The organism is Pseudomonas sp. 20-5, assembly GCF_056782835.1.
The window spans coordinates 604,544-622,256 of record NZ_CM165584.1; the positions used below are offsets into that span (position 1 = coordinate 604,544).

Annotated in this window: 23 protein-coding genes; 12 read left to right on the forward strand and 11 right to left on the reverse strand. The window is 67.5% G+C overall.

Annotated features, from left to right (window positions below; genetic code table 11):
- Positions 1 to 65: 65 nt before the first annotated feature.
- Entirely contained in the window at positions 66 to 2,063 is a 1,998-nt protein-coding gene (gene tkt / locus AC1RB9_RS02810) for a transketolase (protein ID WP_003101598.1), read from the forward strand.
- On the forward strand, positions 2,063 to 3,127 hold the full coding sequence (locus tag AC1RB9_RS02815; RefSeq protein WP_003101600.1) for a hypothetical protein: 1,065 nt from the start codon (positions 2,063 to 2,065) through the stop codon (positions 3,125 to 3,127). The genes tkt and AC1RB9_RS02815 overlap by 1 nt, the downstream gene beginning before the upstream one ends.
- On the opposite strand, the gene otnI is transcribed toward AC1RB9_RS02815, so the two are convergent.
- Positions 3,108 to 3,905, reverse strand: coding sequence for a 2-oxo-tetronate isomerase (gene otnI / locus AC1RB9_RS02820; RefSeq protein ID WP_003084956.1), 798 nt, complete (start codon positions 3,903 to 3,905; stop codon positions 3,108 to 3,110). The two genes, AC1RB9_RS02815 and otnI, sit on opposite strands and share 20 nt — an antisense overlap.
- Before the next feature lie 214 nt (positions 3,906 to 4,119).
- Between otnI and epd the strand changes: the two genes are divergently transcribed.
- The 6 genes from epd (at position 4,120) to AC1RB9_RS02850 (ending at position 8,856) form a co-directional block, all read left to right on the forward strand.
- A complete protein-coding gene (gene epd, locus AC1RB9_RS02825; RefSeq protein ID WP_003084958.1) occupies positions 4,120 to 5,181 on the forward strand; it encodes an erythrose-4-phosphate dehydrogenase in 1,062 nt (353 codons plus the stop codon).
- A gap of 5 nt (positions 5,182 to 5,186) precedes the next feature.
- Positions 5,187 to 6,350 (forward strand): phosphoglycerate kinase, encoded by a 1,164-nt coding sequence (locus AC1RB9_RS02830; RefSeq protein ID WP_003101603.1) that lies wholly within the window; start codon positions 5,187 to 5,189, stop codon positions 6,348 to 6,350.
- Between the two features lie 72 nt (positions 6,351 to 6,422).
- On the forward strand, positions 6,423 to 6,623 hold the full coding sequence (locus tag AC1RB9_RS02835; protein ID WP_003084961.1) for a hypothetical protein: 201 nt from the start codon (positions 6,423 to 6,425) through the stop codon (positions 6,621 to 6,623).
- Between the two features lie 159 nt (positions 6,624 to 6,782).
- Positions 6,783 to 7,124, forward strand: a complete 342-nt coding sequence (locus tag AC1RB9_RS02840) for an MliC family protein (protein ID WP_003084963.1) — start codon at positions 6,783 to 6,785, stop codon at positions 7,122 to 7,124.
- 119 nt (positions 7,125 to 7,243) lie between these two features.
- Complete coding sequence (gene fba / locus AC1RB9_RS02845; RefSeq protein ID WP_003084964.1) at positions 7,244 to 8,308, forward strand: class II fructose-bisphosphate aldolase; 1,065 nt, start codon at positions 7,244 to 7,246, stop codon at positions 8,306 to 8,308.
- A gap of 65 nt (positions 8,309 to 8,373) precedes the next feature.
- Positions 8,374 to 8,856 (forward strand): hypothetical protein, encoded by a 483-nt coding sequence (locus tag AC1RB9_RS02850; RefSeq protein ID WP_003459357.1) that lies wholly within the window; start codon positions 8,374 to 8,376, stop codon positions 8,854 to 8,856.
- A gap of 1 nt (position 8,857) precedes the next feature.
- Here the strand turns inward: AC1RB9_RS02850 and AC1RB9_RS02855 are convergent, their stop codons facing one another.
- Complete coding sequence (locus AC1RB9_RS02855) at positions 8,858 to 9,283, reverse strand: YybH family protein (protein ID WP_003101606.1); 426 nt, start codon at positions 9,281 to 9,283, stop codon at positions 8,858 to 8,860.
- Positions 9,284 to 9,512: 229 nt separating this feature from the next.
- Here AC1RB9_RS02855 and AC1RB9_RS02860 point away from each other — a divergent pair, with 229 nt between their 5' ends.
- Positions 9,513 to 10,280: a class I SAM-dependent methyltransferase gene (locus AC1RB9_RS02860; RefSeq protein WP_003101607.1), complete on the forward strand. Its 768-nt coding sequence runs from the start codon at positions 9,513 to 9,515 to the stop codon at positions 10,278 to 10,280.
- On the opposite strand, the gene AC1RB9_RS02865 is transcribed toward AC1RB9_RS02860, so the two are convergent.
- The gene (locus tag AC1RB9_RS02865; protein WP_003101608.1) at positions 10,277 to 11,455 is read right to left on the reverse strand and encodes a BaiN/RdsA family NAD(P)/FAD-dependent oxidoreductase; all 1,179 of its coding nucleotides are present in this window, start codon (positions 11,453 to 11,455) and stop codon (positions 10,277 to 10,279) included. The two genes, AC1RB9_RS02860 and AC1RB9_RS02865, sit on opposite strands and share 4 nt — an antisense overlap.
- 112 nt (positions 11,456 to 11,567) lie before the next feature.
- Here AC1RB9_RS02865 and AC1RB9_RS02870 point away from each other — a divergent pair, with 112 nt between their 5' ends.
- The gene (locus AC1RB9_RS02870) at positions 11,568 to 12,056 is read left to right on the forward strand and encodes a M48 metallopeptidase family protein (protein ID WP_003084971.1); all 489 of its coding nucleotides are present in this window, start codon (positions 11,568 to 11,570) and stop codon (positions 12,054 to 12,056) included.
- A gap of 7 nt (positions 12,057 to 12,063) precedes the next feature.
- Here the strand turns inward: AC1RB9_RS02870 and AC1RB9_RS02875 are convergent, their stop codons facing one another.
- The 3 genes from AC1RB9_RS02875 to AC1RB9_RS02885 form a co-directional block, all read right to left on the reverse strand.
- Positions 12,064 to 12,759, reverse strand: a complete 696-nt coding sequence (locus tag AC1RB9_RS02875) for an HAD family hydrolase (RefSeq protein ID WP_316122841.1) — start codon at positions 12,757 to 12,759, stop codon at positions 12,064 to 12,066.
- 128 nt (positions 12,760 to 12,887) lie between these two features.
- Positions 12,888 to 13,241: a DUF805 domain-containing protein gene (locus AC1RB9_RS02880; protein ID WP_003084974.1), complete on the reverse strand. Its 354-nt coding sequence runs from the start codon at positions 13,239 to 13,241 to the stop codon at positions 12,888 to 12,890.
- A gap of 177 nt (positions 13,242 to 13,418) precedes the next feature.
- Complete coding sequence (locus tag AC1RB9_RS02885) at positions 13,419 to 14,330, reverse strand: AraC family transcriptional regulator (protein ID WP_003113225.1); 912 nt, start codon at positions 14,328 to 14,330, stop codon at positions 13,419 to 13,421.
- 117 nt (positions 14,331 to 14,447) lie between these two features.
- Here AC1RB9_RS02885 and AC1RB9_RS02890 point away from each other — a divergent pair, with 117 nt between their 5' ends.
- Positions 14,448 to 14,786, forward strand: coding sequence for a carboxymuconolactone decarboxylase family protein (locus AC1RB9_RS02890; RefSeq protein WP_003084980.1), 339 nt, complete (start codon positions 14,448 to 14,450; stop codon positions 14,784 to 14,786).
- Here the strand turns inward: AC1RB9_RS02890 and AC1RB9_RS02895 are convergent.
- Entirely contained in the window at positions 14,776 to 15,291 is a 516-nt protein-coding gene (locus tag AC1RB9_RS02895; RefSeq protein ID WP_003099616.1) for a hypothetical protein, read from the reverse strand. The genes AC1RB9_RS02890 and AC1RB9_RS02895 overlap by 11 nt on opposite strands.
- 187 nt (positions 15,292 to 15,478) lie before the next feature.
- Between AC1RB9_RS02895 and AC1RB9_RS02900 the strand changes: the two genes are divergently transcribed.
- On the forward strand, positions 15,479 to 15,637 hold the full coding sequence (locus tag AC1RB9_RS02900; RefSeq protein WP_003084988.1) for a YqaE/Pmp3 family membrane protein: 159 nt from the start codon (positions 15,479 to 15,481) through the stop codon (positions 15,635 to 15,637).
- Positions 15,638 to 15,646: 9 nt separating this feature from the next.
- Here AC1RB9_RS02900 and AC1RB9_RS02905 read toward each other — a convergent pair whose 3' ends face one another.
- The 4 genes from AC1RB9_RS02905 to AC1RB9_RS02920 are packed head-to-tail and all read right to left on the reverse strand — an operon-like array spanning position 15,647 to position 17,556.
- Complete coding sequence (locus AC1RB9_RS02905; RefSeq protein WP_003084991.1) at positions 15,647 to 16,105, reverse strand: DUF6985 domain-containing protein; 459 nt, start codon at positions 16,103 to 16,105, stop codon at positions 15,647 to 15,649.
- 15 nt (positions 16,106 to 16,120) lie between these two features.
- The gene (locus tag AC1RB9_RS02910) at positions 16,121 to 16,591 is read right to left on the reverse strand and encodes a hypothetical protein (protein WP_003099612.1); all 471 of its coding nucleotides are present in this window, start codon (positions 16,589 to 16,591) and stop codon (positions 16,121 to 16,123) included.
- A gap of 13 nt (positions 16,592 to 16,604) precedes the next feature.
- Positions 16,605 to 16,952: an SMI1/KNR4 family protein gene (locus AC1RB9_RS02915; protein WP_003113222.1), complete on the reverse strand. Its 348-nt coding sequence runs from the start codon at positions 16,950 to 16,952 to the stop codon at positions 16,605 to 16,607.
- A complete protein-coding gene (locus tag AC1RB9_RS02920; protein WP_003121812.1) occupies positions 16,942 to 17,556 on the reverse strand; it encodes a DMP19 family protein in 615 nt (204 codons plus the stop codon). Before AC1RB9_RS02920 ends, AC1RB9_RS02915 begins: the two co-directional genes overlap by 11 nt.
- Between the last annotated feature and the right edge of the window lie 157 nt (positions 17,557 to 17,713).

Below are 17,713 nucleotides of genomic sequence, written 5' to 3' on the forward strand. Positions count from 1 at the left end.
GCGAAAATGGCGCCCTTTTTTTCACTCCTGGTCTTCCGACCAGCAACCCCCGTAGGAGAATTGCGATGCCCAGCCGTCGTGAGCGAGCCAATGCCATCCGTGCACTGAGCATGGATGCCGTGCAGAAAGCCAACAGCGGCCACCCGGGCGCCCCGATGGGCATGGCCGATATCGCCGAGGTCCTCTGGCGCGACTACATGCAGCACAACCCGAGCAACCCGCAGTGGGCCAACCGCGACCGCTTCGTGCTGTCCAACGGCCACGGCTCGATGCTGATCTACTCCCTGCTGCACCTCACCGGGTACGACCTCGGCATCGAGGACCTGAAGAACTTCCGCCAGCTCAACTCGCGCACCCCGGGCCACCCGGAGTACGGCTACACCGCCGGCGTCGAGACCACCACCGGTCCGCTCGGCCAGGGCATCGCCAATGCGGTGGGCATGGCGCTGGCGGAGAAGGTCCTGGCCGCCCAGTTCAACCGCGACGGCCACGCGGTGGTCGACCACTACACCTACGCCTTCCTCGGCGACGGCTGCATGATGGAAGGCATTTCCCATGAGGTCGCCTCGCTGGCCGGCACCCTGCGCCTGAACAAGCTGATCGCCTTCTACGACGACAACGGCATTTCCATCGACGGCGAGGTCCACGGCTGGTTCACCGACGACACCCCGAAGCGCTTCGAGGCCTATGGCTGGCAAGTGATCCGCAACGTCGACGGGCATGACGCCGACGAGATCAAGACCGCCATCGATACCGCGCGCAAGAGCGACCAGCCGACCCTGATCTGCTGCAAGACCGTGATCGGTTTCGGCTCGCCGAACAAGCAGGGCAAGGAAGAGTGCCACGGCGCGCCGCTGGGCGCCGACGAGATCGCCGCGACCCGCGCCGCGCTGGGCTGGGAGCACGCTCCGTTCGAGATCCCGGCGCAGATCTACGCCGAGTGGGACGCCAAGGAATCCGGCGCCGCCCAGGAAGCCGAGTGGAACAAGCGTTTCGCCGCCTACCAGGCTGCCCATCCGGAACTGGCCGCCGAATTGCTGCGCCGCCTGAAGGGCGAGCTGCCGGCCGACTTCGCCGAGAAGGCCGCGGCCTACGTCGCCGATGTTGCCAACAAGGGTGAGACCATCGCCAGCCGCAAGGCCAGCCAGAACGCGCTGAACGCCTTCGGCCCGTTGCTGCCGGAGCTGCTCGGCGGTTCCGCCGACCTGGCCGGCTCCAACCTGACCCTGTGGAAGGGCTGCAAGGGCGTCAGCGCCGACGACGCCGCCGGCAACTACGTGTTCTACGGCGTGCGCGAATTCGGCATGAGCGCGATCATGAATGGCGTCGCCCTGCACGGCGGTTTCATTCCCTACGGTGCGACCTTCCTGATCTTCATGGAATACGCGCGCAACGCTGTGCGCATGTCCGCACTGATGAAGCAGCGCGTGCTCTACGTGTTCACCCACGACTCCATCGGCCTCGGCGAGGACGGCCCGACCCACCAGCCGATCGAACAACTGGCCAGCCTGCGCCTGACCCCGAACCTGGACACCTGGCGCCCGGCCGACGCGGTCGAGTCGGCGGTGGCCTGGAAGCATGCCATCGAGCGCGCCGACGGTCCGTCCGCGCTGATCTTTTCCCGCCAGAACCTGCCGCACCAGGCGCGCGACGTCGCCCAGGTGGCCGACATCGCCCGCGGCGGCTACGTGCTGAAGGACTGCGAAGGCGAGCCGGAACTGATCCTGATCGCCACCGGTTCGGAAGTCGGCCTGGCCGTGCAGGCCTACGACAAGCTCAGCGAGCAGGGCCGCAAGGTCCGCGTGGTATCGATGCCATGCACCAGCGTCTACGAGCAGCAGGACGAGTCCTACAAGCAGTCCGTGCTGCCGGTGGAAGTCGGCGCGCGCATCGCCATCGAGGCCGCCCATGCCGACTACTGGTACAAGTACGTCGGTCTCGACGGGCGCATCATCGGCATGACCAGCTTCGGCGAGTCGGCGCCGGCCCCGGCGCTGTTCGAGCACTTCGGCTTCACCCTGGACAACGTCCTGGCGGTGGCCGAGGAGCTGCTGGAAGACTGATGCACACGCTCTACTGGCGGGACCTCGAAAGCCCCGCCAATGGCGAATGGCTGGGCCTCGCGGTCCAGGTGGAGGGCGCCCATCGGGCGCCCTCTTTCCTTCATCTGCAATCCGGCGGCCAGGCCCGCATTCGCCTGATGCGTGGCGATCAGCCGCTGCTCTGGGCCACCCAGTTGCCGTACCACGATGGCATCTGGCTGGTGAAGAGCCTGGTCGCGGCGAGCCCGGCGCAGGCCAGCGTGCCGCCCATCGACTCGCCGACCCTGGAAGCGTTGCGCGGCCTGCGCGGCGAGGCCCGCTACAAGGCCTGGAGCCGCTATTTCGTCGAGACCCTGCGTACCAGCCCGGGCAGTTGCCTGGAGGCCGGGCGCTGGTTGCTGCGCCTGTCGCTCGCCGAGCAGGTGCCCGCCTGGCAGCCACCGCAGAGCCACGATCCGCGCGAACGGGTGCTGGAACGCTGGCGCTACCGCAGCGTCGGGCGCGACGCACTGTTGCCGGACTGGCGCTTCTACAGCCTGGAGAAGGTCCTCGACGACGACTGGGTGCAGTGGCTCGACTGGTGGGGGCGCGACAACGACGCCCTGATCGCCCTGCGCCGGGTCGAGGATGACGAGGGGCGGGTCAAGTGGTGGCGCAAGAAGGCCCGCGAAGGCGAGCTGCCGCCGGTGCTGGCGCTGCGCCTGAACTGCCTGGATGCCTGCGTGATCCTCGATGGCCACTGCCGGCTGCGCGCCGGCCTGCTGGAGAACGTCGCGCCGGAGATCCTGGTGCTCTGCGCCTACGACGAGCAGCCGATGCCGGTGGATACGGCACAGCGCGAACGGGTGCTGCAATCGCTGGCGCAGCGGGTCGACGCGCCGGTGCGCCGTGGACGCCGGCCGCTGGATAGCGAACAGCTCAACCAGGTGCTGCTGCGCCTGTTCGACGACCGTCCCTGGCCGCGAGTGCTGACCCGTGCACGCGCGGTGCTGAAGGAAGAACAGTGGTGCGCGGAAGTGCGCGACTGGCTGGCCGCCCGCGAGCGCCTGGACGCGCTGGAGCCGATCATCCGTCGCGTCGAGTAGCGCGCCAGCGCCGCAGCCATTCCAGGCCTGCCGAGGTGTCGCCGCGCGGACGGTACTCGCAGCCGATCCAGCCCTGGTAGCCGAGCCGGTCGAGTAGCTCGAACAGGTAGGGGTAGTTCACTTCGTTGTCGTCATCCGGCTCGTGGCGGTCGGGTACCCCGGCGATCTGGACATGGCCGATATTGCCGATGTCGCGACGCAGGGTGGTGGCCAGGTCGCCCTCGACGATCTGGCAGTGGTAGCAGTCGAACTGCACCTGCAGGTTGTCCGCGCCGACCTCGCGGCAGATGGCCTGGGCGTCGTCCTGGCGGGTGAGGAAGAAGCCCGGCATGTCGCGGTTGTTGATCGGCTCTATGAGCACCGTCAGCCTGGCGCCGGCGGCTTCGCGGGCGGCATGGGCGAGGTTGTCGAGGTAGGTCTCGCGGTGGCGGATGCGGTCGGCGCCGGCCGGCAGCAGTCCGGCCATGACATGGATGTGGCGGTTGCCGAGGACCTGGGCATAGTCGATGGCCTGGGCGATGGCGCGGCGGAATTCGGCCTCGCGCCCCGGCAGGCTGGCCAGGCCGCGCTCGCCCTTGTCCCAGTCGCCGGGTGCGGCATTGAACAGCACCTGGCGCAGGCCGTGGTCGTCCAGCCGGGCCTTCAGTTCGGCCGCAGGGTAGGCATAGGGGAACAGGTACTCCACGCCCTCGAAGCCGTCCGCCGCGGCGGCGGCGAAGCGTTCGAGGAAGTCGTGGCGGGGGTAGAGCATGCTGAGGTTGGCGGCGAAGCGGGGCATCTGGCGCTCCTGGCGGTCGGTGGATGCGGGCGAGCCTTGCACAGCGGAACGCGGTCGCGCCAGCCAGGTGTCGCATGAATCGTTTCAGCGCCTGCACGCGAGCCGTCGCCGCGGCGCACGCCGCGCCGCGCGGGTCGCGGACGGTTCCCAGGCGGGCCCATCCCCCGCATAATTGGCGCCTTTCACTGGCCCCTTGCCGGAGCTATCCCTGCCGATGTCCACCCCGCCTTTTCGCGTCGCGCTCAATGGCTATGGCCGTATCGGCCGCTGCGTCCTGCGCGCGCTGCACGAGCGCCCGGAGCAACTGGGCTTCGAGATCGTCGCGCTGAACGACCTGGCCGACCAGGCCAGCGTCGAGTACCTGACCCGCTTCGACTCCACCCATGGCCGCTTTCCCGGCGAAGTGAAGGTCGACGGCGACTGCCTGCACATCAACGGCGATTGCGTGAAGGTGCTGCGCAGCCCGACTCCGGAGGCCATCGACTGGCAGGCGCTGCGGGTCGACCTGGTGCTGGAGTGCTCCGGCCAGTACACCAACCGCGCCCAGGCCGAGCGTTTCCTCCGCGCCGGCGCGCCGCGGGTGCTGTTCTCGCAGCCGATGGCGAGCGAGGCGGACATCGACGCCACCATCGTCTATGGGGTCAACCAGCAGGACCTCAGCGGCCGCGAAACGCTGGTCTCCAACGCCTCCTGCACGACCAATTGCGGGGTGCCGCTGCTCAAGCTGCTGAACGAGGCGATCGGCCTGGAATACGTGTCGATCACCACCATCCACTCGGCGATGAACGACCAGCCGGTGATCGACGCCTACCACCATGAGGACCTGCGCCGTACCCGTTCGGCGTTCCAGTCGGTGATCCCGGTGTCCACCGGTCTGGCGCGCGGCATCGAACGCCTGTTGCCGGAACTTGCCGGGCGCATCCAGGCCAAAGCCATACGCGTGCCCACGGTGAACGTCTCGGCGCTGGACATCACCCTGCAGACTTCCCGCGACACCTCCGCCGCCGAGATCAACCGGGTGCTTCGCGAGGCTGCCGAAAGCGGCCCGCTGCGCGGACTGCTGGCTTATACCGAGCTGCCGCACGCCAGTTGCGATTTCAACCACGACCCCCATTCGGCCATCGTCGATGGCAGCCAGACCCGCGTTTCCGGGCCTCGCCTGGTCAACTTGCTGGCCTGGTTCGACAACGAATGGGGATTCGCCAACCGTATGCTCGACGTCGCCGGACACTACCTGCGCGCCGCCGTGCCTGATCAACAAGTACCCAAGGACTGATTGTCATGACCGTGTTGAAGATGACTGACCTCGACCTCAAAGGTAAGCGCGTGCTGATCCGCGAGGACCTCAACGTGCCCGTGAAGGACGGCCAGGTGCAGAGCGATGCACGGATCAAGGCCGCCCTGCCGACCCTCAAGCTGGCCCTGGAGAAGGGCGCGGCGGTGATGGTCTGCTCGCACCTGGGCCGACCGACCGAGGGCGAGTTCTCCGCCGAGAACAGCCTGAAGCCGGTGGCCGAGTACCTGTCCAAGGCCCTGGGCCGCGAAGTGCCGCTGCTGGCCGACTACCTCGACGGCGTCGAGGTCAAGGCGGGCGACCTGGTGCTGTTCGAGAACGTGCGCTTCAACAAGGGCGAGAAGAAGAACGCCGACGAGCTGGCGCAGAAGTACGCCGCGCTGTGCGACGTGTTCGTGATGGATGCCTTCGGTACCGCCCACCGCGCCGAGGGGTCGACCCACGGCGTGGCCAGGTTCGCCAAGGTCGCCGCCGCCGGCCCGCTGCTGGCCGCCGAACTGGACGCGCTGGGCAAGGCGCTGGACAACCCGGCGCGGCCGATGGCGGCGATCGTCGCCGGCTCCAAGGTTTCCACCAAGCTCGACGTGCTGAACAGCCTGGCCGGCATCTGCGACCAGCTGATCGTCGGCGGCGGCATCGCCAACACCTTCCTCGCCGCGGCCGGACACAAGGTCGGCAAGTCGCTGTACGAGGCCGACCTGGTCGAGACCGCCAAGGCCATCGCCGCCAAGGTCAAGGTGCCGCTGCCGGTGGACGTGGTGGTGGCCAAGGAATTCGCCGAGAGCGCCGTGGCGACCGTCAAGGCCATCGCCGAGGTCGCCGACGACGACATGATCCTCGACATCGGCCCGCAGACCGCCGCGCAGTTCGCCGAGCTGCTGAAGACCTCGAAGACCATCCTGTGGAACGGTCCGGTCGGGGTGTTCGAGTTCGACCAGTTCGGCGAGGGCACCCGTACCCTGGCCAATGCCATCGCCGATAGCGCGGCGTTCTCCATCGCCGGCGGCGGCGATACCCTGGCGGCGATCGACAAGTACGGCATCGCCGAGCGGATCTCCTATATTTCCACCGGTGGCGGCGCGTTCCTCGAGTTCGTCGAGGGCAAGGTCCTGCCGGCCGTGGAAATCCTGGAGCAGCGCGCCAAGGGCTGACGCAGACGGGGCAAACCATTCGCCGTCCTCGGGGGTCACACCTTTGAGGACGACGAAAAAAGGAGGTGCCCCATGCGTTCCGTAACCTTGCCACTCCTGATGTTCTGCCTGGGCCTGGCCGCCTGTAGCGGCGATGGCGGTCGACGCCCGAGCACCTGCGAGGTGATCAGTCCGCCGGACGTGATGGTGCCGACCGAGCAGAACCGCCAGCGGGTCGAGCAGCAGAGTAGCGGCGATCCGACCGCCGGACAAAAGCCGGTGGAATGCCCGTAGTGCTTTTCTGCCAGTTTCTACGGAAAGGGCTGGGGATTCGCCAGCGTACGCAGTAGCATTGCGCCTTTCCTGTGACAGGCAAGGCCAGCCGGCCGCCGCGCGGGCCGCTTGCGGCCCGGCGAGGTGCGGCGGAGCGTTCCGCACGGATGGAGGATGGACATGAACTACTCGCGTATCGCCCTGCTCGGCGGCCTCGCCGCCGCGGCCCTGCTGGCCGGCTGCTCCGGCTCCTCGGGCAAGCCCGGTGGCAAGGACTGGACCCGCTGGACCTGCGACAGCAAGGCGGTGATCGAATGGCGCTATATCGACGGCAGCAAGAACATCGTCGACCTGCGCCTGAAGGACGAGGACGACGTGGTCCACCATCTGGAGCAGGAACCTGCGGCCGTCGGCGCTTTCTATAGCGACGGACGCCTGGGCTTCCACCTGGAGAACGACGAAGGCCTGGTGTACTGGGTCGAAACCGACGACCTCATCGGTCGCGGTTGCAAGGCGCGCTGAGTCGCGCCGGCAGGGGCGCGGCGCCGCGACCGCTCCTCGCAAGGAACTTGAACCGGGCCTGCCCCTGCGGCAGGCTTCTGAATCACTGAACGACCCCGCGATTGGGAGATACGAGAACCATGGCACTCATCAGCATGCGCCAGATGCTGGATCACGCCGCCGAATTCGGCTACGGCGTGCCGGCCTTCAACGTCAACAACCTCGAGCAGATGCGCGCCATCATGGAAGCGGCCGACAAGACCGATTCGCCCGTGATCGTCCAGGCTTCCGCCGGTGCTCGCAAATACGCCGGCGCGCCCTTCCTGCGCCACCTGATCCTCGCCGCGATCGAAGAATTCCCGCACATCCCGGTGGTCATGCACCAGGATCACGGCACCAGTCCCGACGTCTGCCAGCGTTCCATCCAGCTGGGCTTCAGCTCGGTGATGATGGACGGCTCCCTGCGTGAAGACGGCAAGACCCCTGCCGACTACGACTACAACGTCCGCGTGACCCAGCAGACCGTGGCGTTCGCCCATGCCTGCGGCGTGTCCGTGGAAGGCGAGCTGGGCTGCCTGGGTTCCCTGGAAACCGGCATGGCCGGCGAGGAAGACGGCGTCGGCGCGGAAGGCGTGCTGGACCACAGCCAGTTGCTGACCGACCCGGAAGAAGCCGCCGACTTCGTGAAGAAGACCAAGGTCGACGCCCTGGCCATCGCCATCGGCACCAGCCACGGCGCCTACAAGTTCACCAAGCCGCCGACCGGGGACACCCTGTCGATCCAGCGCATCAAGGAAATCCACGCGCGCATCCCGGACACCCACCTGGTGATGCACGGCTCTTCCTCGGTACCGCAGGACTGGCTGGCGATCATCAACGAGTACGGCGGCGAGATCAAAGAGACCTACGGCGTGCCGGTCGAGGAAATCGTCGAGGGCATCAAGTACGGCGTGCGCAAGGTGAACATCGACACCGACCTGCGCCTGGCCTCCACCGGTGCCATCCGCCGTTTCCTGGCGCAGAACCCGAGCGAGTTCGACCCGCGCAAGTACTTCTCCAAGACCGTCGAGGCCATGCGCGACATCTGCATCGCTCGCTACGAAGCCTTCGGCACCGCCGGCAACGCTTCCAAGATCAAGCCGATCTCCCTGGAAGGCATGTTCCAGCGCTACGCCCGCGGCGAGCTGGATCCGAAGGTCAACTAAGCGCCTTCGTTCGAACGGGAGCCCCGCTGGTCGGGGCTCTTGCACATCCGCCCCGGGGAAATCCGATGCGCCGCTGGCTCCTGACCCTGCCGTTCCTCCTGCTGGCCGGTTGCGCTGGCCTGCACGCGCCGTCCCGCGACGTCGAGGAGGCCGCGTCGCCGAGCGTAGCGCGCGATCCCGCCGATCCGCAGGATTGCCTGGCGCGTAGCGACTGCACGACCAAGACTTCGCGCACCCTGCTGTTCGTCTTCGACTATGCAGAGGCCGGCGGCGAACTGGTGGTGTGCGACGGTCGCCGACTGGAAACCCCGCCGGCGCCGCAACGCTCCACCTGGCCGGCGTTGCGCATCCAGCTGGCCGAGCCGGTCAACGGTCGCTTCGAGTTCGAGAGCCCCTGCCTGCGCAAGAGCGGCAAGGGTTGCCGCTACAGCCAGGCTATGCTGCTGAAGGTCTACCGCAGCTACCTGGTCGGCAAGCCTTGCTCGCTGCTCAGTCCTCGCGCAGTGAAACGCTGCGTCGACCCGGCGGCGACCGCCGCGCGGCGCTGAGTCAGGGCTGCAGGTCGAACAGCGCCTTGCCGTCCATGTCGAACGGCGCCGAGAAATGCTCGTGGATCACCTTCCAGCCGTCGCCGTGCTTGCGGTAGCCGGCGCTGACCCGCATCCACGAGGAGTGCGGCTGGCCGTCCGGGCCGGTGCCGCCGCAGTGGCAGAGGTAGTGGGCGAAGGCGACCTGCGGGTCGGCATGGATCTGCAGTTCGGCGATATCGAAGGTCATCGGTCCTTTGCACATCTCGGTGCAGGCCTGCCAGTGCTTCTGGTAGGCGTCGCGCCCCTTGAATTGCAATTGCAGGATGGCGTCGAAGGCGACGATGTCCTCCGCGTAGTACGAGACGATGCGCGGAACGTCGCTGGCGCGGACGGCGGCTCGCCAGTCTTCGATCAATTGGCGGATGGCGCTGACTTCGCTGCTCATGGCTGACTCCTGGTTGTGGCGGGGGACGCCGGCGTGTGCCGGGATGCTTTTACCCTGGTCGTCGGGTGGGCCTTCGGATCGACAATAGCCTCTTCCCCGAGAGGTCCACGAAGCCCCTGACCAATGGCTGCGAGCCACGCCGCGCAAGGCTTTGAACCGTTCGTCTGGAATTCGTGGGAAAACCGCTGTGCTATACCTCGGGCTTTCCCTGCCGCCCAGGAGGTCCCTCATGTCGTCCGTACACAGCGCCGCCCAGCAAGGTTTCAGCGCCGAGGCCCAGCGTTACGCCCAGGGCCGGCCCGAGTACCCGGAAGCGCTCTCCGACTGGCTGCGCGATGCCCTTGGCCTGCGTCCGCAGACCGTCGCGGTGGATCTCGGCGCCGGCACCGGCAAGTTCACCCGCCTGCTGGCCCGTACCGGCGCGCGAGTGGTCGCGGTGGAACCGGTGGATGCGATGCGCGCCCAGCTCGCCGAAGCCTTGCCGCAGGTCCAGGCGCTGGCCGGTAGCGCCCAGTCGATTCCGCTGGCCAACGGCTTCGCCGACGCCCTGGTGTGCGCACAGGCCTTCCATTGGTTCGCCACCGTGGAGGCGCTGGAGGAAATGCGCCGCGTGCTGACGGCGGAAGGCAGGCTGGGGCTGGTGTGGAACGTGCGTGACGAGTCGCTGGATTGGGTCGCCGAGATCACCCGCATCATCACCCCCTACGAAGGCGATGCGCCGCGTTTCTACAAGGGCGACTGGCGTCGGCCGTTCGAGCGCGCGCCCTTCGGACCGCTGCGCTTGTCCACCTTCGCCTACGAGCATGTCGGCCCGCCGGAGCAGGTGATTGTCTCGCGCTTCCTTTCGGTGAGCTTCATCGCCGCCTTGCCGGAGACGGAAAAGAACGCCGTGGCGGCGCAATTGCGCGAGCTGGTCGCCAGCCATCCGGCGCTCAAGGGGAGGGAGCAGGTAGCGCTGCCCTATCGCACCGAGGCCTATCTGGCCGAGGCGCGCTAGGCGTACTGCCCCGCCGCATAACCCGAGGCCCAGGCCCACTGGAAGTTGAAGCCGCCGAGGTGGCCGCTGACGTCCAGTACTTCGCCGACGAAATACAGCCCCGGCGAGCGCTGCGACTCCATGGTCTTCGACGACACTTCGTCGGTGCTCACCCCGCCCAGGGTCACTTCCGCGGTGCGGTAGCCCTCGGTGCCCGAGGGCGTGACCCGCCAGGCCGAAAGCTGCCCGGCGATACCCGCCAGTTCGGTCGGGGTGTACTGCTTCATCGGCTTGGAGACGAACCAGCGGTCGGCCAGCAGTCCGGCGAGCTTCTTGGTGAACAGCTCGGCGAGCAGGGTCTTCAGCTCGCTGTTGGGACGCTCGCGCTGTTGCTGCGCCAGCCATTCGCTGGCGTCGTGGTCCGGCAGCAGGTCGATTTCCAGGGTATCGCCCGGTTGCCAGTAGGAGGAAATCTGCAACATCGCCGGGCCGCTGAGGCCGCGATGGGTGAACAGCAGGTTCTCGCGGAACACTTGGCCGTTGCAGCTCACCCGGCAATCCACGGAGGTGCCGGAAAGCTCGGCGCACAGCTCCTTCAACTGGTCGGTGATGGTGAACGGCACCAGCCCGGCGCGGGTCGGCAGCACCTCGTGGCCGAACTGGCGCGCCACCTGGTAGCCGAAACCGCTGGCGCCGAGGGTCGGGATCGACAGGCCGCCGCTGGCGATCACCAGCGACTCGCAGCGCATCTCGCCGGCGCTGGTACGCAGGTGGTAGCCGGCGTCGTCGCGGGCGATCTCTTCGATCGAGGTGTCCAGCAGGATTTCCGCTCCGGCCTCGGCGCATTCGCGCAGCAGCATCTCGAGGATGTCGCTGGACTTGTTGTCGCAGAACAGCTGGCCGAGTTTCTTCTCGTGGTACGGCACCTGGTGCTTGGCCACCAGGCCGATGAAGTCCCACTGGGTGTAGCGGGCCAGCGCCGACTTGCAGAAGTGCGGATTGCGCGAAAGGAAGTTGGCCGGCTCGGTGTACAGGTTGGTGAAATTGCAGCGCCCGCCGCCGGACATGAGGATCTTCTTGCCGGCCTTGTTGGCGTGGTCGAGCACCCGCACGCGGCGCCCGCGTCCGGCCGCCGTCATCGCACACATCAGCCCGGCCGCCCCGGCGCCAACGATCAGCACATCTGTACTTGCCACTGTCCCACTCCGCTCATCGGAAACGGCGCGCATCTTACCCGAAGCGGCGGTCGGCCGCCGGAGCTCCCGACGCGGTACACTGGGCGTTTTCCGCGAACCGCCGGACCCGTGCATGATCCCCCTCAAGTACCTCCAGGCCTATCCCGCATCGCTGCAGGACCAGGTCCGCCAGCTGATCGCCGAGAACCGCCTGGGCGAGTACCTCGAGCGCCGCTACCCGGGGCGTCACGATGTGCAGAGCGACAAGGCGCTGTACGCCTACACCATGAACCTCAAGCAGGAACACCTGCGCAACGCGCCGGGCCTGGACAAGGTGCTCTACGACAACAAGCTCGACGTGGTCCAGCGCGCCCTCGGCCTGCACACCGCGATCTCGCGGGTGCAGGGCGGCAAGCTCAAGGCGAAGAAGGAAATCCGCGTGGCTTCCCTGTTCAAGGACGCCGCCCCGGAGTTCCTGCGGATGATCGTCGTCCACGAACTCGCCCACCTGAAGGAAAGCGAGCACAACAAGGCGTTCTACCAGCTCTGCCAGTACATGCTGCCGGACTATCACCAGCTGGAGTTCGACCTGCGGGTGTACCTGACCTGGAAGAGTCTCTGACGCCCGGTTACGGCGTTCTCAGCGCCACTCGGCTCTCGCGGCGCAGGCGCGCCACGGTCTCCGGCAGTTCGCGCATGTGCTCGACGATGGCGATGGCGCCCAGCTCGCGCAGTACCTGGGCGTGCCCGGCGGGAATGTGCCCGGCGCCGACGAAGCCGATCACCCGCATCCCCGCGGCGAGGGCGGCGCGGGTGCCGGTGCTGCTGTCTTCCACCACCAGGCAACGCTCGGGGGCGACGCCGAGCAGGCTGGCGGCGTGCAGGTAGACGTCGGGTGCGGGCTTGGGCAGGGCGACCATATCGGCGCTGGCCAGGCGTTCGCCGATCAGTTCGCTGAGCCCGGCGCGCGCCAGCGAGCGCTCCAGGCTGTGGCGGCGGCTGTTGGAGGCCACCGCGACGGGCAGGTCCAGGGCCAGCAGCGCCTCGCGTGCGCCGGGAATGGGTTGGACCTGGGCGACCATCTCCTCGCTGCGCTGGCGCACCTCGCGGTTGAAGCTGTCGGGGATGCGCAGGCCGAAGTGCTTCTCGACGCGATCGAGGATGTCGCGGCTGGTCAGGCCGAAGGTGCCTTCCAGCAGGCGCTGCAGCTCCTCCAGCGGCGCGTAGGCGCTGAGCGCCTCGTACATCACGCGCTCGGCGATGACCTCGCTGTCGACCAGGACGCCGTCGCAGTCGGAAATCAGTGCGTCGATGGGGTGGGGCATGGGCTACCTCGCTGCGGGCGTTGGCGCAGGGCGCCGGAGTGGGAGCGAGGCATTCTAACCCCGGTCAGGGGCGGGAAGGGAAACAGGGAGAGGGAGAACGCCGGGCCGTGCGGCCCGGCGGGAAGGAATCAGGCGATGCCCTTCGGGTTCTGGCCGTACTGGTTCTGGCCGGCGTCGCTGTCCTTGGCCAGCAGGTAGATCAGGTACAGGCCGACGATCGGGATCAGCGCGATCAGCATCCACCAGCCGCTCTTGTTGATGTCGTGCAGACGCCGGGCGGTGACGCCCAGGGCCGGCAGCAGCACGGCGAGCGAGTAGAGATTGGCGATCGGCAGGAGCTTTTCACTGATCAGGCCGAGCACGACGCTCAGCGCGACGGAGATGATGATGTTCACCAGGGTGAACATCCAGTATTCCTTGCGACGGGCACGCCCGTTGAAGTCGAAGTAGTGTTCCTTCACGCATTTCAGAAACCATTCCATGTTTGCCTCCTGGGCGTACTGGTAAAGCGGGAGAGTGGGTGCCGCGACAAGTACCCCCGCGCCTCCTTGCCGGGAAAGCACAGTGTAGCCGTACTGTCAGTGAATTCGTACAGGATGTTGCGAAAATCATTCACATTGCATAGCAGCGGATCGCCGAAATGTGCGCCGGTAGCGCTTTCAGCGAGCGGAGTCGGCCTGGCGGCGGAAACGGCCCGGCGATTCGCCGAAGGCCTGGCGGAAATTGCGGGAAAACGCTGCCTCCGACTGGTAGCCGGTCTCGGCGGCGATATCCAGCAGGCTCTTCTGCGTTTGCCGCAGCAGGCCGCGAGCCTTCTCCATGCGGATGCGGGTCAGCAGGTTCCACGGCGAGGTCCCGCCGAGGGCGGAGAAGGCGCGGACGAAACTGGCCCGCGACATCGCCGCCTGCTGGGCAAGCTGTTCCAGGGTCCAGGCATGCTCCGGGCGTTCCAGCATGGCCCGCAGGGCTCGTCCCAGGCGGGCGTCGCCCAGCAGGCCGAACAGGCCGTCGCCCAGCGGTTGGCGGTCCAGGTAGGCGCGCAGGGCCAGGGCGAACAGCGCGGTGGCCAGCGCGTCGATGATCGAGCGGGCGCCGCTGCGGGTGCTCTCGGCTTCCTCGCGCATCAACCCGATCAGCGCGCGCAGGGGCTGCTGGGTCGACTCGTCCATATGCACCAGCAGGCGCTCGGGGAGCGCGCCGAACAGGCTGGCGCCGGCGTGATAGCGGTAGCTGCCGCAAAGCATGTCGAGGGCCTCGCCGGGGCCGTTCAACTGGTACAGCGGGATGCTGCCGCGGTGCTCTACGGTGGGTTCGCAGGGTTGCGCCGGGCTGTCGCTGCGCAGGAGGTGCGGGGTGCCGCGTGGCAACAGAATCAGGTCGCCGGGATGCAGGTCGAGGCGACCGCCATCGAGGAATTCGCAATAGCAGGTGCCGGCCATGACGATATGGAAGGTCGCCTCGCCGGGCACCGCTTGCGGGTGCTCCAGCGCCCAGCTGCCCTGTAGCTGGCAGCGCTGGTCGAGGCGGCCCTGCAGGTTGGCGAGCTGGATGAGCCGGTCGAGTGGGTCCATGGGATGAGCCGATCAGGTCGAAAGTAGAGACGCATGGGCAGGCGGCGCGGTCCAGACTGGTCGAGACTGGTAACCCGACGCGCCACTCCCGGCGCGAAAGCAACGGAGAATATCACCATGCTGAACAACTGGACCGAGTTCGTCCCCGCCGTGAAAAAAGCCTTCGGTGCCCTGGGCAAGCAACACCCGAAGATGCTCGCCGCCTATGGCGCGCTGGAGGAAGCCAGCGCCGAGGGCGCCCTGGATGCCAAGACCCGCGAACTGATCTCCATCGCCGTGGCCATTACCACCCGTTGCGACGGTTGCATCGGCGTGCACACCGAGGCCGCGCTGAAGGCCGGCGCCAGCGAGGCGGAAATCGCCCAGACCCTGGCTACCGCCATCTCCCTGAATGCCGGCGCCGCCTATGTCTATTCGCTGCGCGCGCTGGAAGCCTACGACCAGTTCAAAAAGTGAGGCCGTACAGGCGCTGCAGGTAGAACAGCAACCCCAGCCAGGCCACCAGGGCCAGCCAGCCCAGCCCCAGCAGGCCCTTGCGCAGCAGCGTCGAGGGCCTGCCATGGAGCAGGTCGACCAGGCTCAGCATGCCACCGAGCAACAGCAGGCCGAGCAGCGCCTGGGTGTACTGGGCGAAACTCGGCGACAACGCCTCGTCGCCGTGGGCGGCATAGTTGTACAGGTTCCAGGCGCAGATCAGCGCCGCCGGCAGCAGCGCCAGCAGCGCGCCGAGCCAGCGCCCGCGGACATGCAGGAGGAAGCCCGCGAGCAGGCCGACCAGCCCGGTACCCAGCGGTAGCAGCGCCAGGCCCTGGCTGAGGTAGACCAGGTCGACGCCGTCGGCGAGCGCCATCGGGGTGACGAAACGGTAGCTGCCGCTGGCGCAGAGCAGCACCGAAAGCAGCAACAGGGCGTAGCCCGGCAGGTACGGCCAGAAGGCGGGACGCGGGGGCAGGTCGGACATGGATGTTCCTTGCGGGTTGTCCGCTCGCATGAGCGTAGGCTCAAGCGTACCGCTGCGCGTGACAGGCGGCGAGTACCGTTGCGGTTGAACCCTCCGCGAATGGCGGGAGTCAGTCATAGGGTGACGCGAAAAAACGCCGGCTCACGCGCCGGACACCGTATCGACCCTGGACCAAGGAGTTCCGTTCATGGACCTGATCCGCATCCTCATCGCCATCCTCCTGCCGCCGCTGGGCGTGTTCCTGCAAGTCGGCTTCGGCGGCGCCTTCTGGCTGAACATCCTGCTCACCCTGCTCGGCTACATCCCGGGCATCGTCCACGCGGTGTACATCATCGCCAAGCGTTGAGGCCCCTGCTCAGGCGTAGTTCCATGGTTCCTTCACGGTGAAGTCCCGCCACGGGTCTTCGCCGTGGAAGGGGCCGACATAGAGCACCTCGCCGCCCCGGACGATCCATTCCATACCGTGTTCGCGGTCCCATTCGCAGTTCAGCGACAGGTGGATCACCGCTTCGTCGCCCTGTTCCGGGTCGGGCACGATCAGCTCGCCCGGTTCGATCCGTTCCAGCACCCCGCGCGCCGGCGCGACTTCCTCCGCAGACTCGCCCAGCCGCTCCAGGCGCGCGGCGCGGTAGCGCAGGCTGGCGGCACAAAGCCGCTCGACCACGGCGTCATCCAGTTCGTCGAGGGCTCGGGCGCAGCGCCAGGCGTAGGCGTCGTCGGCCTCGTTCTCGATGAACAGGCTGATGTAGCGCCGGTACAGGCGCCAATACACTTCGCCCATGTTCGCATCGTCCAGGTTGCGGATCAGTTCCATGCGTGGTCTCCCTGTTCAGCAGCGTTCGGTGAGGGCGATGCCACGGCCGTCGCCGAAGCCATCGTGTACGTGCAGCCATAGCGGGATCGGCCAGGCCCAGCCGCCGGCCTTCCACCAGCACTCGGCGAACCAGGCTTGCAGCGTATCGGCGAGCAGGTCGACGCCGCCGAAGCCGTCGGCGAAATAGGCTTCGTCGAAATCCGGGGCATGTCCCAGGCCGAGCGCCAGGTCCAGCGCCTTGCCGGGAAACAGGCGCGGGTCGCTGGCGTCCACCCGGTTGCTGGCGCCATTCAGGTACAACCACGCTTCCGCTGCGTCGCGTCCATCCTCGCCGAGGAACAGTTGGATCTCGCCGTCGCGCAGTCCTTCCTCCAGGGGTTGCCGGAGCAGCTCGCGCAGGCGCTGGATCACGCCCGGCGCGGCGCGTTGCAGGTCGCGGCGGTAGCGCTCGCGGAATTGTTCGGGGCTGAGGCCGAAAGGAATCATGGGCGTTTCTCCGTCATTCGGGCAGGCAGGGCCCGGCTTCCAGCCAGGCCTCCAGGCTGGGTGCCAGGGGTTCGAAGCAGTCCGGCGTCATCGCGCCATGGTCGACCAGGAACAGCGCCTGCCGGTGATCGTCCAGGGCCATCACCACGGCGCGGCCGCCGCTGTCGTCGCCTATGGCCAGGTAGCCGGGGCAGTAGAGAGAGGTTTCGAAGGCCCGGTTGCGTTCCAGCAACTCGTCGGCGGCGTAGAGCAGCAGGCCCGGCTCGACGAGGCGGCCGCCGTGCTGCTCCAGAGCGGCGACGAAGGCAGCCGGCAGCGGTCGTCCGAGCCAGGCCTCTAGGGCATCCAATTCAGGCTTCATCGGGCTCGTCCAGGGCGAACAATGCATGGTGGCGGGCATGGGCCAGCAGGCGTTCGCCCAGCGCGTCGGCCAGGGCGTAGAAGCGCGTGTCCAGCGCATCCAGGGCCGCTTCGCAGTCGCGGTCGGGTTCATCGGCCCAGGTCGGCATGCGCAATTGGCGTTCGGCCTGGGAGACTGGCACCGGACCGTCGCCGAACAGCAGGGCGGCGGCTCGCTCCAGCAGGGCCAGGGCGTCCTCCGCCTCCAATTCGCGAAGACCCGCGCGCGCCGCCTGGTACTGGTCGCCGGAGGAGTTGCCGAAGTACTGGTCGAAGCCGCCGTTGTGCACTTCGCCGCTGAGCACGCTCACTGCGTAGTAGCTCCGTTCGGCCGGCGACAGCCCGGCGAATCCCTCGCGGCCATCGTAGACGCGATTCACCAGCGCGCTCCAGTACAGCGCCTGCGGACTCGCCAGGTAGCGCCGTCGCTCCGCGTGGAAGCGCTTGCCATCCTCGATGTTCTGCCGGTAGCCGCCCTTGCAGGGCATGCACAGTCCGTCGTCCCTCGCCGCCGTGGTCGGGAGGATGAGATGGCCGCAGGCGCGGCAGGGAAGGCGGTCGGTCATGAGCGGTCCTTGCTGGTGGAAGGGGCTCATTATTGCGCAGGATCGTTCAGCTTGAACGACAGTTTGGCTTGCCAGCCTGGCACGGCATTGCCCGCTGGCATGGCCGACCCTCTCTCCCTTCGGGGAGAGGGGCATGAGGACCGGCGCGGAGCGAGAA